Below are 14841 nucleotides of genomic sequence, written 5' to 3'. Positions count from 1 at the left end.
GGTGATCGGCATCCAGAACCAGCCGGGCACCACGCTGATGACGATCTCGGATCTCGCCGACATCAATGCCGAGATCAAGGTGGCCGAAGCGGACGTGATGCGGCTGAAGCTGGGGCAGTCGGCGACCGTGTCGCTCGACGCCGTGCCGGGGCGCACGTTCACGGGCAAGGTGATCGAGATCGGCACCGGCGCGCTGCCGCCGCCGGCCGGCGCGGCCGCCACCGCCGCCGCGCGCGAGTTCCGCGTGGTCGTCCGCATCATGGAGGCCGACTCGGGCCTGCGGCCCGGCCTGACGTGCGACGCCGAGATCCTCACCGACGAGCGCAAGAACGCCATCGTCGTGCCGCTGCAGTCGGTCGTGTTGCGCGCCGCGGAGGGCAGCGAGACGGACCAGACCGGCGTGTTCGTGGTGCGGGACAACCTGGTGCGGTTCGTCCCCGTCACGACCGGCATCATCGGCGGGCTGTCGATCGAAGTGACGGGCGTCGAGCCAGGCACCCCCGTGGTCTCCGGGCCCTTCCAGGTGCTGCGGACCCTCAAGGACGGCGACCCGGTCAGCCCGAGTTCCGCAGCCCGGCGGTGATACCCGCAATCGTGCGCACCAGCGGGCGCGCCGCCTCGGCGTCGCCACCCCGGTGTGCCCTGAGCAACGCGACCTGCATGGCGTTGATCGGGTTGACGTACGGGTTGCGCAGGCGAATCGTCCGCTGCACCACCGGGTGACGATCGAGCAGGTGATCGGCCTCGACGATGCGCAGCACCACGTCCGTGGTCAGCGCATGTTCGTCCGCAATCCGGGCGAAGTGTCCATCCGGGTCGGCGCTCTCAGGCACCAGATCCAGATAGGCGCGCGCGATCTCGAGACTCGACTTGGCCAGGGTCATCTCGAGGTTCTCGACGATCGACCGGAAGAACGGCCAGTCGCGATAGAGCTTCCGCACCGTGTCGAGCCCCTCGGCGGTGTCGAGGATCGGTGCCAGCCCACTGCCGCACCCGAACCACGCCGGCAGCAACGATCGATTCTGCGTCCAGGAGAAGACCCACGGGATCGCCCGCAGGGACTGCAGGAACTCGGCATCGGCAGACGGGCGCCGCGCCGGCCGTGACCCGATCTCGAGCAACGCCAGTTCATCCACCGGCGTGAACGAGCGGAAGAACGGCACGAACAGCGGGTTGTGCCAGACGAAGTCGCGGAAGGCCACCTCCGAGCGCCTGGCGGCCTCGGCCATCACCTCGCGCCCGACGTCCGGGGCACTCGACCCGACGACGTTGGGGAAGACCGAGAGCAGCGTGGCGGAGAGCGCGGCCTCGAGGTTGCGGTAGGCGAGACCCGGCAGGCCGTACTTGAACGAGATCGTCTCACCCTGCTCGGTGAGCTTCAGGCGCCCGCGCGCGTGGCCGCCGGGCTGCGCGAGGATGGCGGCATGGGTGGGACCGCCACCCCGGCCGGTGCTGCCACCGCGGCCGTGGAAGATGGTCAGCTCGATGCGGTGTCGCGCCGCGACGGCCGAGAGCTCTTCCTGCGCGCGATAGATCTCCCACTGCGCGGCCAGGTAGCCGCCGTCCTTGGCCGAATCCGAGTAGCCCACCATCACTTCCATGCGTCGACGACGGGCGTCGAGCACGCGGGCGAACTCCGGCGAGGTCGCGAGGGCCTCGACGATCTGCCCGGCGCGCTGCAGGTCGTCGATGGACTCGAACAGCGGCACGACCGACAGCGTCAGCCCCGCCTCGCGGGCCATGCCGGTCGCGGTGATGACGGGCTCGGGGCCGGTGGTGCCGGAGAGGATGAAGGTGTCGCAGGCGGCCGGCCCGTGTTCCTTCTGCAACTCGGCGACGACCTGCAGCGTCTCGCGGACGCGGTCGGCCTGTGTGGTCAGGTCGCGGGCATGGACGCGGACGTCCACCTTGGCGACGTGGAAGCCGAACAGCTCGACCCGCCGGCGCAGGGCAGCGAGGCGGCCGTTGGCGATGCGCTCGCCACGGTGTGCGCGCAGCGACGCGTCGATCACCTCGAGGTCGGCGACGAAATCGTGGACGTGCCCGTAGCCCCCGGGCTTGGCTGCCGCGGTCTGCAGCAGCCGGTGGTACATCAGCCACAGCTTGCGTCGGTACGGCTCGTCGTCGGCCGAGGCGGTGATGTCGCCGACGAAATCGGCGAGCCGCTGCTCGTCGGCGGCGATGGAAGTCAGCAGCGCCTCGTTGACGTCCACGAGCGCTCGGGACACGCCCATCGTGCGGGCCATCTCGCGCACTTCGTCGGCGTAGCGATGCAGCACGAGTTCACGAGCGCGCTGCGCCGCGGCGCGCAGCGTGGCGGGGCCGGCATTGGGGTTGCCGTCCTGGTCGCCGCCGATCCAGCTGCCGAACCGCAGCGGCAGTGGAGCGCCGGGAATCCGCCGGCGATAGTCGCCGACCAGTGCCGGCGCGACCTCGAAGAGGCTCTGCTCGAAGAACCAGAGGCCATGGCGGATCTCGTCGACCACCCGGGGCCGCTTGGTCCGCGTCTCGTCGGTCTGCCACAGCGTGGTGATCTGCTCGGCCAGGGCGTCTTCGATGTCGCGCTTGCCGGGATCCGACAACTGCGGATCGTCGAGGCGGTGCAGCAGCTCGCTGATCTGGAGCTGGGCGGTGAGCACGGTCCGTCGCGTCGCCTCGGTCGGATGCGCGGTCAGGACGAGTTCGAGCGACACCCGACGCGCGGCATCACGCATCTGCGCGCTGGTGACGCCAGCCGCTTCGAGCTGCTGGAAGGCCGCATCGAGCGACTCGGCCGCGACGCGCCGCTCGACGGCGTACTGCCGGCGCCGTCTGATGCGGTGATGCTGCTCGGCGAGATTGGCCAACTGGAAGTAGAGCGAGAACGCCCGGACGAGGCGGCCCTGCTCATCGACGGGCAGCGCCGCGACGATGGTCTGCACGGCGCCGAAATCGCCGGCGCGCGAGGTCTGGCGGACCTGCTCTTCGGCGTCGTAGAGCGACTGGCCTTCCTGTTCGCGGATGACGTGGCCGAGCAGGGCGCCGAGCAGGCGCACGTCACGGCGAAGGGGACCCTGCGAGTCGGGGGCAGGCGGTGGCGCCACGGGCATGCGCCCATTCTAGGCCGCGTGACGCATGTACCTGTGCTATTTCTGTCGCCTATGTCGCGCAGGCGAGCGGGCCTCCCTCGGCACGAGCAGGCCGCGACGGAGGAGTCCGCATGAGCGGAGACACGCGTTCGAGCACGACCGAGGCGCCGGTTCCGGCCTTCGGCACCGTCATGGGCCATCCACGACCGCTGTGGATGCTGTTCATGACCGAGTTCTGGGAGCGGTTCGCCTTCTACGGCATCCGCTGGGCCCTCGTCCTCTACATCGTCGCGCAGTTCCATGCCGGCAGCCCGTCCGGCGAGGAGCCGGCCAGCCGGACCTACGGTGCCTACCTCGCGCTCGTCTATGCGGCGGCCATCTTCGGCGGCTACGTCGCCGACAAGATCCTCGGCTACCAGCGCTCGATTCTCCTCGGCGCCACGATCATGGCCGCCGGCCTGTTCATGATCGCGGTCCCCGACATCCGCATCTTCGAATTCGGCCTGGCCACGATCATCGTCGGCAACGGGCTCTTCAAGCCCAACATCTCGACAATGGTCGGCAAGCTGTACACGCAGGCCGACCAGCGGCGTGATTCGGGCTTCACGATCTTCTACATGGGGATCAACGCCGGCGCGTTCCTGGCGCCCATCCTCACCGGCTGGCTCGCCGATCAGGTCTTCGGCACCAGCGGCATGCCCGCGTACAAGTACGTCTTCATCGCGTCCGGCGTCGGCATGCTCGTCAGCCTCGTGTGGTTCTGGTTCGGACGCCAGCAGCTCGAGGGCATCGGCGCGCCGATCGTCGGGCGCGAAGGCGGCTCGACGGTCGCGGCGGTGGCGCTCGGCTGTCTGCTGGCCGTGCCGGTCACGTGGGTGCTGCTCGCGCAACTCGGCGCGACGGCGCTGCAGTACGTGCTGACGGCCATGTTCGTCGGGCTGTGCGTGCTGTTGCTGGCCGAGGGCGTGCGCACCGGCCCGGTGGCGCGCGACAAGGCGATCGCGATGCTGATCATCTTCGCGTTCAACGTGATGTTCTGGATGTTCTTCGAGCAGGCAGGCAGCTCGTTCACGTTCCTCGCCGACAAGATCGTCAACCGGGAGTTCGGCAGCTGGACGTTCCCCGTGGCGTGGTTCCAGTCGGTCAACTCGATCGCCATCATCACGCTGGCGCCGATCATCGCGTGGATCTGGGTCCGGCTCGGCGCCTGGAACCCGTCGATTCCGCGCAAGTTCGGCCTCGGCCTGGTCTTCAACGGCCTGGCGTTCCTGCTGCTGATGTTCGCGTTGTCGAGTCTCGTCAGCGACGCCGGCAAGATCCCCTTCTGGACGTTGTTCATGGTCTACGTCATCCAGTCGGTGGGGGAGTTGTGCCTGTCGCCGATCGGGCTCTCGATGGTGACCAAGCTCGCTCCGGTGCGACTGGTCGGGTTCGGGATGGGCGGCTGGTTCCTCTCGACCGGGATCGGCAACAACCTGTCGGGCATCTTCGCCGGGTACGTCAGCGGCGAGAGCGGCATGACCACGGCCTCGGCGCTCGGGGGCTATACCTTCGGCTTCTGGGCCCTGCTCATCTCGGGCGGCATCCTGTTGCTGGTCTCACCGCTGCTCAACAAGCTGATGCACGGCGTGAAGTAGCACGACGCCGCTACGGCAGCCACGACACGAACTTGCGCTCGTAGTCGAGGGTCATGCCGAAGGGGAACGCGGCGTACGGCCAGACCTCGACGGCCGCCGGTCGTGCGGCCTCGGGCAACGCCGCATGGACGACCGCCCGCAGATTCGGTGGCGGGGCGGCGTCCGGGACCAGCTGGACGTGCATCGTCAGCGCACTGCCGTCGGCCGTCAGGCGAACCGCCCCGGTGAGGTGGCGGGCCACCGAGGCGTCCGCATAGATCGCGTCCTTGTAGACGCCGACATGCGCGCCATTGGGCAGCCGCTCCCGCGCGCGGCCCCGCAGCAACAGCAACGGCGACGGCAGGTCCTGGGGGCTCTCGAGCCCATAGGCGTCGAGCAGGGCCTGCACGGCCCGCGGCGCCACGAGGCGCCCCACGTCGCCGGTCTCGTAGCGCAGCAGCGGCACCGGCAGGTCCGGATCCAGCATCGAGACGAGCAGGCGACCGAAGCCATCCGCATCGGGGGTGTCCACCTCCACGTGGATGCGCCGCGTGTCGTACGTGAAGCACATCGGCGTCCCCTGCAGCGCGCGCGCCGGGCCGAGCAGCGCCTGCGCGAAGGCCGCGTGCGTCGCCAGGCGTCGCCGCAGCGCCACCGTCGCTCTGGTCTCGTAGCACAGATGCAGGCCGAGTTCCCCGACGCCCATGGACGACATCAGCCAGCCCCCCTCCGGGGCGTCGAGGGCGAGCCCGAGATGCTGGGCCATGTAGGTACGGAAGTGCTCGCCGAAGACCTCCTCACCCACGACCACCTGCATCCGGTGCCGGCGCCAGTCGACGCCCAGCCGCGCGGCGACGTCCGTCAGTCGCTTCAGGAACAGGGGATCGGCCACGAGCAGCACCTGCGCGTACGCCGGGCCGAACGCCTCGATCAACGCGAGGGCCATGTCTTCGCGCACGCTCGTCGTGGCGACGGTCATGCAGCGTGACGCGAAGGTCACGCCCATCGGCAGGCAGTTGACGGCGAGTGTCGGCCGCGTGCGCACGGCGAAAGCTGCATCGAGCGCATGGTCGATGGCCTCGGCCGCAGCGGCGTCCTGGCCACGGGTCGCGAGCCCGAACGAGAAGCGTCCGCCATGACCGGAGCTGGTCAGGACCGACGCGAGCGCCGGCAGCGGGGTCCCGGCCGCGAGGTCCTGCAGACGGAAGCGTTCGAAGGTGTTCTGCTTCGACAGCCGCGGGCACCGGCGTGCGATGTCCTCGGGGCTGGCGATCTCGTGCGGCGAGACGCCGGCTTCGGCCAGCAGCGTGCGATACCAGGGCATGCGGGCGACCACTGCCTGGAACGTGTCCAGCAGCGCCGCCCCGGCGGCCGGGTCGGCCTCGGGGCACAGGTCATCGGGCATCGGGCATCACCGGGATCAGGTGCGGTTCGAGGCCGACGAGGAAGTCGCGCAGTGCGGGCACGTCCTGACTGAGGATCTCGACGTCGAAGGCCGACAGGTCCATCAGATACGGCGCCACCATGCCGAAGTAATCCGTCTCGGGCCCGACCTGCACGAACGGGAAGTGATACCGGATGACGAGCCGCTGCAACGACCGCTCGGTGGCGGCCAGCCAGTGCGTGAAGCCATGCCGCTTGGACGCCTGGTACAGCGCGCGATAGAGCGTCATGACGATCTCGCCCCCTTCGCGGCGTCGGTCGGCCCGCTCGGACGTGGCGCCTTCGAGCGCGTAGTGCTCGTCGCCGCGCCGACGGTTGAAGGCGCGGCTGACGGCCAGCCGCGACACCTCGACGATGGGGGCGCGCGGGTCGGCGATGACGGGATGGTGCACCAGCAGGCTGCAGTGCCCGTACATCGGCAGGCCGTCCTCGGTGCGTCGCACCAGGCGGGCCGTCGCGACGAGCACGCCGTGGGGATCCAGCACGCCGAGGTGCACGGCATGCTGGTCGAAGACGTCGGTTTCGAAGCCCTCCGGATACCTGTCGGCCGGCAGGAAGTGGCGCTCCAGGCAATACACCTGATAGCGCAGCTCGTAGCTGGCGTGCAGCAGGTCAGGGAGTTCGTCGATTTCGACTGCCGTGAAGTACGGCGCGGTGGTGTCTGGTACGGGTCGCATCGGGTGGGCGATGGCGTTCATCGGGCGCCCAGTGTCCAGCGCAGACCGATCCGGGCCGTGCGCCCGTTCTGCGGAATGACGTCCTGCAGGTGGGCCGAGCTGGCCGGGTCGCTGTAGTCGACGTCGAACAGGTTGCGGACGGTGCCGACCAGCGCCAGCGACTTGGTGAGCGGCTGGGTCAGGGTCAGGTGGACGGTCGCCGCGCCAGGCACCGGCAGGTCGGCGATGGTACGGCGCTCGCCGAGATAGATGGCCTCCAGCGCGAGGAAGGACTGCGGCCCCCAGGCGGGAATGCTGAGGCGACTCTTCAGCATGTGGCGGGGCGAGTTGGGCAGATCGGTGCCGGTCTCGCGACTCACGGCCTGCTGGAGCGCGTAGCTGCTCGAGGCCTGCCAGCCGCGCGGCAGGCGCATCTGGGCCTCGATCTCGAGGCCGCGCGCACGCACCTGCCCCTGATTGAGATACGTCGTGCCGAAGAACGTCGTCGGATCCTCGGCCAGCGTGATCAGACGGTTGGCGCGGTACCAGTACCCGGAGACCGAGGTCCGCAGCCAGTCGCCGGTGTAGCGTTCCCAGACGAGCTCGTGCGTGTCGATGGATTCGGGTCGCAGATCGTTGACCCCGTCGCCGAAGTAGACGGCGTTGAGTTCGTACGCATTCGGCGCGCGGAAGGCGCTGCCGAAGAGGTACTTGAACGACTGCCCGGTGGAGGGCATGGCGATGAGGGCGGTGCGCGGCGTCACGCGCGTGAACTGCTCGTAGCCGTCGTACCTCAGGCCGACGGTGCCGATCAACCAGGACGCCAGCTTGATCTCGTCCTGGAGATACAACGCCGTCTGCTGCGCACGACGATCGAGGTCGAGCAGGACGAACGGCGGGTCGATGTAGCGCGACTCCTGGTCCTGGTTGACGTTGTCGATGTACTCGAGCCCGGCAATCATCGTCTGGCGGGTGCCGATGGGCCGCGTCACGCGCACCCCGCCGGTCCACCGCACGCCGTTGACGCTGTTGACGCCCACCAGCACGCGCGCCGGTCCGGTGCCCTCACCGGCGAACGGATACGTGCCGTCGTACGTGAAGCGATCGAACGAGCCGCGGATGGAGAGACGGGTCTCGCCGTACAGCCGGACCCATTCGGCATCGAGCAGCGTGTGCCGGTCGGTGGTCTGTTCGGGGAACTGCTGCTCGTTGAACAGCGTGTTGAACGACGCCGTCGGCACCGTGCGGCGGCGCGAGCCGTAGGCCGCCGTGAAGGTCAGCGACTTGTAGGTCAGCTGGCCGTAGAACTGGTGGACGCGCTCGCCGTCGAGGTTCTCGGCCACGCCATTGTTGGTCTCGGGGGTGTCGAAGGCCGGGAAGTAGAGCCGGCCGACGCCGTCACTCTGCTCGAAGGTGGCCGACATCGCCACGTCCACGCCGGTGCCGAAGGCGTGCCCGACGCTGGCCCGCGCCATCTGGGTGCCGAGCGAGCCGGCCTCGAGAGCCACCGTGCCGCCACCGATCGACGCCCCCTTCTTCGTGATGACGTTGACCACGGCGAAGAAGGCACTGTCGCCGTAGATCGACGACGCCGGGCCGCGGATGATCTCGACGCGCTCGAACGTCGCCGGATCCATGCCGAACTCCGCCCCGATCTCGGCCTGGCCGAACACGGTGTCGTTGACGCGGTGGCCGTTGACGAGCAGCAGGATGCGGCTGTTGTAGTCGCCCGGCTTGCCGAATCCGCGCACGCCGAGCAGGCTGAAGTTGCGGTCGTCGCTGACGTGCATGCCGCGCACGCCGCGGAGGATGTCGGCCAGCGTGCGGTAGCCGAACCGCGCGATCTCGTCGGCGGTCACGAAGGACACCGAGGCCGGCGCCTCGGTCACGGGCTGGAGGCGCTCGGACGCGCCGTACACCTGTCCCGCATCGAGGGCCATCAACTCCTCGAGCGTCAGGTCGGGCAGCGGGGCCTGGGCACCCGCGGCAACCGGCAGCGCCAGCGCCAGCGCCACCCCGAGTGCCAGCGAACGGACCATCTGATGGAACATGCCAGTCCTCATGGCTGCCTCGCCAGCGCCAGCAGCTTCGAGCTGATCTGGAGGCGCGAGGCACGTACGGCGTCGAGGCCGAACGCGAAACGGAGCTGCCCCTGCTGCAGGTGCAGCTGGGCGATGCCGCCGTCCGTGGTGAATCCCTGCAGGTCGCTCACGGTCAGGACCGGCGTGTCCCTGACGACGCCGATCGCCTTCAGAGCCGCGGGACGCGGACCCGACACGAAGAGCAGATGGCAGCCGCGGAGCGCGGCATCGTCGGTCGGCTGCGCCACGCGGATGGCGTGACCGGCGACGACGCGTCCCTTGACCGCGCCAGTGAGCGCGCTGCCGATGGCCGGCGCATTGACCACGCACATCGTCAGCGGCGCGGCGTCGGGCAGCACGTCCTGCGGCCAGGTGGTGAACTTGAGGAAGTTGAACAGGAACGCGGCCGTCAGCGCCGGACCGGTCACCTCCTGCGTCACGACGCCGTACGGGCGCAGGAACACCAGCAGGACGATGCTGGCGATCAGGCGCAGGCAGCGAGCCTCGACCACGCGCACGCACGGCATGGTCACGCCGGCCGCGCCTCTGCGCTGCGCCAGCGCCGGGCGCGTCCCATCACGCGGTCGATCTCCTCGAAGAGCCGGGCCGGGGCGATCGGCTTGGAGACGTAGCCATCGGCGCCCGCGGCGAGGAACTGTTCCCGGTCGCCGTCGATGGCGTAGGCGGTGAGGGCGATGATCGGCTGCCGTTCCGGCCCGTCTCGCTCGGCGGCGCGGATGGCGGCAATCGCATCGAGCCCACCCATGACGGGCATCTGCATGTCCATCAAGACGAGGTCGTATCGGGCCAGGGCCAGGGCATCGAGGGCTTCGCGTCCGTTGGTCGCCACTCCGACGCGGTGGCCGGCTCGTGCGAGGAAGCCGAGCGCCACGCGCTGGTTGACGGCGTTGTCCTCGACCAGCAGGACGTGCAGGGCCGTGCTGGGCGGCAGGGCCGGGCGGACCGACGTGCCGGCAGGCGGAGCCTCGAGTCGCGCCGGTGCGGCGGGCACGCCCACGCGCGCCGAGAAGCGGAAGGTGCTGCCGGCGCCCTCGGTGCTCTCCACGCGCAGGTCGCCGCCCATCAGCGACAGCAGCCGCGCACTGATGGTCAGGCCGAGACCCGTGCCGCCGTAGCGGCGCGTGGTCGACCCGTCGGCCTGCGAGAACGCCTCGAAGATCAGCGCCTGCTTGTCGAGGGGGATGCCGATGCCGGTGTCTCGGACGGCACCCTGCAGCACGCCGGTGCCCGCCGGGCCCGGCTGCACCCGCACCTCCACCTGCACGCGCCCCTCGAAGGTGAACTTGACGGCGTTACTCACCAGGTTGATCAGGACCTGGCGCAGACGGCCACGGTCGGCGCGCACGCGGGAGGGGCCGTCGGGATCGATCTGCCACTCGAGCGCGAGCCCCTTGGCGCGGGCCGCGACGCTCACCGTGCGGATTGCGTCCTCGACCGCGTCGGCCACGTCGAAGGTGGTTTCGTCGAGATCGACACGGCCGGCTTCGATCTTGGACAGGTCCAGGATGTCGTTGACGATCGTCAGCAGCGCTTCGGCCGAGGTCCGCGCGATCTCGAGCTGCTCACGCTGGGCGTCGGGAATCGGCGAGTCCAGAGTGAGGTCGATCATCCCGATCACGCCATTCATCGGCGTGCGGATCTCGTGGCTCATGTTGGCCAGGAACTCGCTCTTGGCCCGGCTGGCATGCTCGGCGCGATCTCTGGACCGTGCCAGATCGGCATTGGTGGCGCTGAGTTCGGCCGTGCGCGCCGCCACCTGCGCCTCGAGCGTGGCGTGATGCCGTCGAAGGTCCTCGTCCTGCTGCTGGATCTGCGCCAGCATGTCGTTGAAGCTGGTGACGAGGGCGCCGACCTCGTCGTCACTCGTCCGGGCGACGCGGATGCCGTAATTGCGATCGCGCGAGACGCGGGCCGCGGCATCGGCCAGCCGGACGACTGGTCCGGACACCAGTTGCTGGAGTCGTGAGGTGATCAGGAACGCGACGATCCACGACGTGAGGATGATGCCGGCCGCCATCGCCGCGAAGCGCTGCATGCGGGCGTGCTGGCCCTGCCGCGAGGCCTGAATGGCGATGGTGCCGATGGGCTCGCCGGCGACGGCAATCGGCTGCACGACCTCCAGCGTCTGCCACGTGATGTGCTGGCCGAGGGCCGGGGGCGTGCCCCAGGAGGCCGGCACGGCGGCGGCACCGGCGCGCCGGTACTCGGCAAACACGATCCCCTGGTCGGTGTAGACCCGCGCCGTCTGCACATGGACGTGCCCGGCGAGCGCGTCGAGCGCCTCCTGTGCCGTCGGGACATCATCGAAGCTGACGGCGGCGGCGGTGCCCGCGCCCACGGTCGTGGCGAGGGTGTCGAGCGACGCGAGGTCCGAGTCGCGGAAGGTGACGTAGTCGTAGCAGAGGAAGAGCGTGCAGGCCACCAGCAGCGCAGCTGTGGTGGTGCACATGCTGATCAGGATCAGCTGCCGCTTCAGGGAGGCCCTCTGCATCTCCCCTGTCGAAATGCAGGTCGTGTGCCCCGGCCCATTCGGGGCTGACTGGCGCAAAACCCCGCGATTTACCTGACCAAAGGTTCGGCAGAGGGGACGGATCTGTCGGAAAACCGACAGATCCGACGCGATGTCGTCAGGCCGCCAGACGTCCCCGGCGGGTCAGATCCACTCGGGCGGCGGCTGGATCGCGGCGTCCGGGGCGGACCCGGCGTCGGCGCGACCAGAGCCTTCGAGGCGGCTGATGGCCCGCACGGTCATGTCGTGATCACAGGCGATCTGGCAGGCCAGGCGCACGCCGGTGAGGGCGCGCTGTTCGAGCTTGTCCTTCTCGGCTCGCGTCATCGCCGTCGGCTCGCCGTCGACGAACTCCACCCGGCAGGTCGTGCAGCGCGCGTTGCCGCCGCAGGCGTGCAGGATGTCCACGCCCTGCTGTTCGATCGCCAGCACCAGGCGCTGTCCCTCGGGCACGTCGAACGTGCCCACTCCCTCGATTGTCAGCTTCGGCATCCACAGCTCCTCTAGAAGAACTTCTTCAACAGCCCGATCGCGCCCTGCTTCCACGGCACCCGGTGCGAGATGCCCGAGGCCTCCGCGAACTGATCGCGATGCGCGATGTACCACTCGAAGTTGCGCAGCAGCGCGTCGCGGTTCGAGAACTTCGGGGTGAAGCCCAGCTGCCGCTGGGCCTTCTCGATCGACACGAACGAGTCCTTCGACGCGGTCTCGTACACCCACTTGTAGAGAGGCGACACGCCCAGGGCTTCGAGGACGCGCAGGCCCCAGATGGCCGGCGCGGCCGGGAAGCCGATGATGCGCTTGCCGTGCCCCGCCCGATCCAGCACCACCTGGTAGTCCTCGCGCATCGTCAGGAAGTCCTTCGCGCCGATGTTGAACGTGTCGTTGGCGGCCTCGGGCGGCAGCGTCAGGCACAGGACGATGGCCTCGCACAGGTCCTCGACGTCGAGCAACTGGTAGCGATTGCGTCCGTTGCCGATCATCGGGAAGTGCCGCTGGTCGAGCGCCCAGTCGTAGAGCAGCGCGAACACGCCGAGCCGTTCGGGCCCGATGAACGACTTCGGGCGCAGCACGGGCACGATGAGCCCCGCGGCGCGATACCGCTCCGCGACCGCTTCGGCCTCGACCTTGGCGATGCCGTACGGGCCGACCCCGTGCAGACGGTCACCTTCATCGAGCGGGTGATGGTCGGGGATGCCGTAGACGGCCGTCGAGGAGATGTGGACGACACGCGACACGCCATGGTCGCGGGCGCTCTCGAGCACGAGGCCGGTCCCGACCACATCGGTGGTGTGGATGTCCTCGGGCGGATAGAGCGGCAGCGCCGCCGCGCAGTGGACGACGAGCGAGCAGCCTTCGAGCGCACGGTCCAGATCGGCCCGCCGCCGGATGTCGCCCTCGATGACCCGCACGTGGGGGGCCATGTCGGGATACCCGAACGGCGCGATGTCCAGCGACGTCAGCGCGTAGCCGCGGGCATGCAGGTATCGCAGGAGATTGATGCCGAGGAAGCCGGCTCCGCCGGTGACGAGCACGCGCGGCGCGGTGTCGGGCCCTGGGGTCGCTGTCGCGTCGGTAGTCAAACCTCGCCATAGTACCGCCTCGAGGCGGGCGCCGTGCCCGGGCTGGCGGCGAGGCCTTGCTACACTCGCCCGGTGATCGTCCTGCTGTCCACGTACGAGTTGGGGCGGCCCCCGTTCGGGCTGGCCTCGGCGGCGGCGTGGCTCCGGGCGGCAGGCCTCGAGGTCCGCACCGTCGATCTGTCTCGCGACCCCATGCCGCCCGCCGTCGTGGCGCAGGCCCGGGTGTTCGCCCTGCACGTGCCGATGCACGCGGCCACGCGCCTCGCCGGCCCCGTGCTGGTCATGCTGCGTGACGCACGCCCCGAGGCCCTGCGGGTAGCCTTCGGCCTCTACGGGCCGATGAACGAGGCCTGGCTCCGTCACCAGGGGGCCTCGCACGTGCTCGGCGTCGAGGCCGAGGCGCAGCTGGTCGCGCTGGCGTCCGGTCAGCGGGTGGACGCGCCGCTGCCTCGCGGCACACAGGTGCCGCGCCTGGCCTTCCGGGTGCCCGACCGATCGACGCTGCCGCCCCTCGATCGCTACGCACGCCTCACCATCGAGGGCGAGCAGCGGCTGGCCGGCTACACCGAGGCGAGCCGGGGCTGCCTGCACACCTGCGCGCACTGCCCGATCGTCCCCGTCTATGGCGGCGCCCTGCGCGTCGTGCCGGTGGACGTGGTCATGGCCGACGTCGACCAGCAGGTCGCGGCCGGCGCCCGGCACATCACCTTCGGGGACCCCGATTTCCTCAATGGCCCGACGCACGCGCGTCGCCTCCTCGAGGCCCTGTCGGCCCGACATCCCGACGTCACCTACGACGTCACCATCAAGGTCGAGCACCTGCTCCGCCATCCGGACCTCCTCGATCTGCTGGCCGCGACACGCTGCGCGTTCGTCACGTCCGCCGTCGAGGCCTTCGACGATGACATCCTCCGGCGATTGCGGAAGGGGCACACCGCCGACGACGCACGACGGGCGATCGCGGCCTGTCGCGATCGCGGTCTGGCGCTCGTCCCGACCTTCGTGGCCTTCACGCCCTGGACGACGCTGGACGGCTACCTGGCGCTGCTCGACGCCCTCGTCGCCAACGACCTCGTCGGTGTCGTGGCCCCGGTGCAGCTGGCCTTGCGTCTGTTGCTCCCCGCCGGGTCGGCGCTGCTGGCCGATCCCGTCGTGGCGCGCGTCGCCGGCGCTTTCGATCGCGACGCGCTGGCCCACCCCTGGACACACGACGATCCCGTCGTCGACCGGCTGCAGGCCGACATGATGGCGTGGCTCGGCCGACAGGGGCGGCGTGCGAGCGCGGCACTGGCCTACGAGGAACTGCGTCGCCTCGCCGAGGTGGCGGCCGGGCGATCACGCGATACGTGCGCGCCCGCTGACGCATGGGTTCGCGCCACCGTGCCGTACCTCGACGAGCCCTGGTACTGTTGAGCCGAGCCCACCGGAGAGCCGGGAGCTCTCGTGTAGATGCCGACCGTTCTGTTGTGTACGACGACCCTGGGGTACCAGGCGCGCGCCTTCGACGAGGCGGCGCGCCGTGCCGGCGTGACCCTGCGCCTCGTCTCCGACCGCTGCGATCACCTCGAGGACCCGTGGGGCGACGACGCCATTCCGGCGCGGTTCGATCGCGATGAGACGCTGGTGCCGCCGGTGCTCGAGGCCCTGGCCGGGACCGCCGTCGACGGGGTGCTCGCCGTCGGCGATCGCCCCGCCTGGCTCGCCGCGCATCTCGCGGCCGCCCGCGGGCTGCCCTGGCATCGTCCCGACGCGGTGGCCGCCGCCGCCAACAAGCTGCTGGCACGCGGCCGCCTGCTCGCCGCCGGGCTGCCGGTGCCCTGGTTCGTCACCATCCCGGCGCGCGGCGACGAGGATCTCGATCGAC

General features: G+C 69.9%; 11 protein-coding genes and 1 pseudogene. 4 read left to right on the top strand and 8 right to left on the bottom strand.

The window, feature by feature from the left end; translation table 11 throughout:
* A partial coding sequence (locus tag Q0C41_RS23965; protein WP_291988140.1) for an efflux RND transporter periplasmic adaptor subunit occupies positions 1 to 583 on the top strand: 583 nt, incomplete at its 5' end.
* On the opposite strand, the gene Q0C41_RS23960 is transcribed toward Q0C41_RS23965, so the two are convergent.
* A complete protein-coding gene (locus Q0C41_RS23960) occupies positions 555 to 3089 on the bottom strand; it encodes a phosphoenolpyruvate carboxylase (protein ID WP_291988138.1) in 2535 nt (844 codons plus the stop codon). The genes Q0C41_RS23965 and Q0C41_RS23960 overlap by 29 nt on opposite strands.
* A gap of 110 nt (positions 3090 to 3199) precedes the next feature.
* On the opposite strand from Q0C41_RS23960, the gene Q0C41_RS23955 reads away from it, so the two are divergent.
* Complete coding sequence (locus Q0C41_RS23955; RefSeq protein WP_291988137.1) at positions 3200 to 4705, top strand: oligopeptide:H+ symporter; 1506 nt, start codon at positions 3200 to 3202, stop codon at positions 4703 to 4705.
* Positions 4706 to 4715: 10 nt separating this feature from the next.
* On the opposite strand, the gene Q0C41_RS23950 is transcribed toward Q0C41_RS23955, so the two are convergent.
* From Q0C41_RS23950 to Q0C41_RS23920, 7 genes are all read right to left on the bottom strand, one after another.
* Positions 4716 to 6089 (bottom strand): hypothetical protein, encoded by a 1374-nt coding sequence (locus Q0C41_RS23950; protein WP_291988136.1) that lies wholly within the window; start codon positions 6087 to 6089, stop codon positions 4716 to 4718.
* Positions 6079 to 6825 carry a PEP-CTERM/exosortase system-associated acyltransferase gene (locus tag Q0C41_RS23945; RefSeq protein ID WP_291988135.1) on the bottom strand — a complete coding sequence of 249 codons (747 nt, stop codon included), beginning with the start codon at positions 6823 to 6825 and terminating at the stop codon, positions 6079 to 6081. Before Q0C41_RS23945 ends, Q0C41_RS23950 begins: the two co-directional genes overlap by 11 nt.
* Positions 6822 to 8834 (bottom strand): TonB-dependent receptor, encoded by a 2013-nt coding sequence (locus Q0C41_RS23940; RefSeq protein ID WP_291988134.1) that lies wholly within the window; start codon positions 8832 to 8834, stop codon positions 6822 to 6824. The genes Q0C41_RS23945 and Q0C41_RS23940 overlap by 4 nt, the downstream gene beginning before the upstream one ends.
* 8 nt (positions 8835 to 8842) lie before the next feature.
* The gene (locus tag Q0C41_RS23935; protein WP_291988142.1) at positions 8843 to 9391 is read right to left on the bottom strand and encodes a YfiR family protein; all 549 of its coding nucleotides are present in this window, start codon (positions 9389 to 9391) and stop codon (positions 8843 to 8845) included.
* Between the two features lie 2 nt (positions 9392 to 9393).
* Positions 9394 to 11376 (bottom strand): ATP-binding protein, encoded by a 1983-nt coding sequence (locus tag Q0C41_RS23930; RefSeq protein ID WP_291988133.1) that lies wholly within the window; start codon positions 11374 to 11376, stop codon positions 9394 to 9396.
* A gap of 162 nt (positions 11377 to 11538) precedes the next feature.
* Positions 11539 to 11886, bottom strand: coding sequence for a 2Fe-2S iron-sulfur cluster-binding protein (locus Q0C41_RS23925; RefSeq protein WP_291988132.1), 348 nt, complete (start codon positions 11884 to 11886; stop codon positions 11539 to 11541).
* An 11-nt stretch (positions 11887 to 11897) separates the two neighbouring features.
* Positions 11898 to 12977: an NAD(P)-dependent oxidoreductase gene (locus Q0C41_RS23920; protein WP_291988131.1), complete on the bottom strand. Its 1080-nt coding sequence runs from the start codon at positions 12975 to 12977 to the stop codon at positions 11898 to 11900.
* 72 nt (positions 12978 to 13049) lie between these two features.
* On the opposite strand from Q0C41_RS23920, the gene Q0C41_RS23915 reads away from it, so the two are divergent.
* Positions 13050 to 14390, top strand: coding sequence for a CUAEP/CCAEP-tail radical SAM (seleno)protein (locus Q0C41_RS23915; protein WP_291988130.1), 1341 nt, complete (start codon positions 13050 to 13052; stop codon positions 14388 to 14390).
* 36 nt (positions 14391 to 14426) lie between these two features.
* Positions 14427 to 14841: pseudogene (locus Q0C41_RS23910) on the top strand (carboxylate--amine ligase); the annotation flags it as partial.

This window comes from Luteitalea sp., assembly GCF_022842525.1.
Taxonomy (GTDB): Bacteria; Acidobacteriota; Vicinamibacteria; order Vicinamibacterales; family Vicinamibacteraceae; genus Luteitalea.
Note: the sequence above shows the minus strand (reverse complement) of the source record. Positions and strands in the feature narration are given on the sequence as shown.

What these genes read in the sequence shown, in the direction of transcription:
- Q0C41_RS23960 (WP_291988138.1), bottom strand. Translation starts at nt 3,089, where the DNA reads ATGCCCGTGGCGCCACCGCCTGCCCCCGACTCGCAGGGTCCCCTTCGC.
- Q0C41_RS23955 (WP_291988137.1), top strand. Translation starts at nt 3,200, where the DNA reads ATGAGCGGAGACACGCGTTCGAGCACGACCGAGGCGCCGGTTCCGGCC.
- Q0C41_RS23950 (WP_291988136.1), bottom strand. Translation starts at nt 6,089, where the DNA reads ATGCCCGATGACCTGTGCCCCGAGGCCGACCCGGCCGCCGGGGCGGCG.
- Q0C41_RS23945 (WP_291988135.1), bottom strand. Translation starts at nt 6,825, where the DNA reads ATGAACGCCATCGCCCACCCGATGCGACCCGTACCAGACACCACCGCG.
- Q0C41_RS23940 (WP_291988134.1), bottom strand. Translation starts at nt 8,834, where the DNA reads ATGTTCCATCAGATGGTCCGTTCGCTGGCACTCGGGGTGGCGCTGGCG.
- Q0C41_RS23935 (WP_291988142.1), bottom strand. Translation starts at nt 9,391, where the DNA reads ATGCCGTGCGTGCGCGTGGTCGAGGCTCGCTGCCTGCGCCTGATCGCC.
- Q0C41_RS23930 (WP_291988133.1), bottom strand. Translation starts at nt 11,376, where the DNA reads ATGCAGAGGGCCTCCCTGAAGCGGCAGCTGATCCTGATCAGCATGTGC.
- Q0C41_RS23925 (WP_291988132.1), bottom strand. Translation starts at nt 11,886, where the DNA reads ATGCCGAAGCTGACAATCGAGGGAGTGGGCACGTTCGACGTGCCCGAG.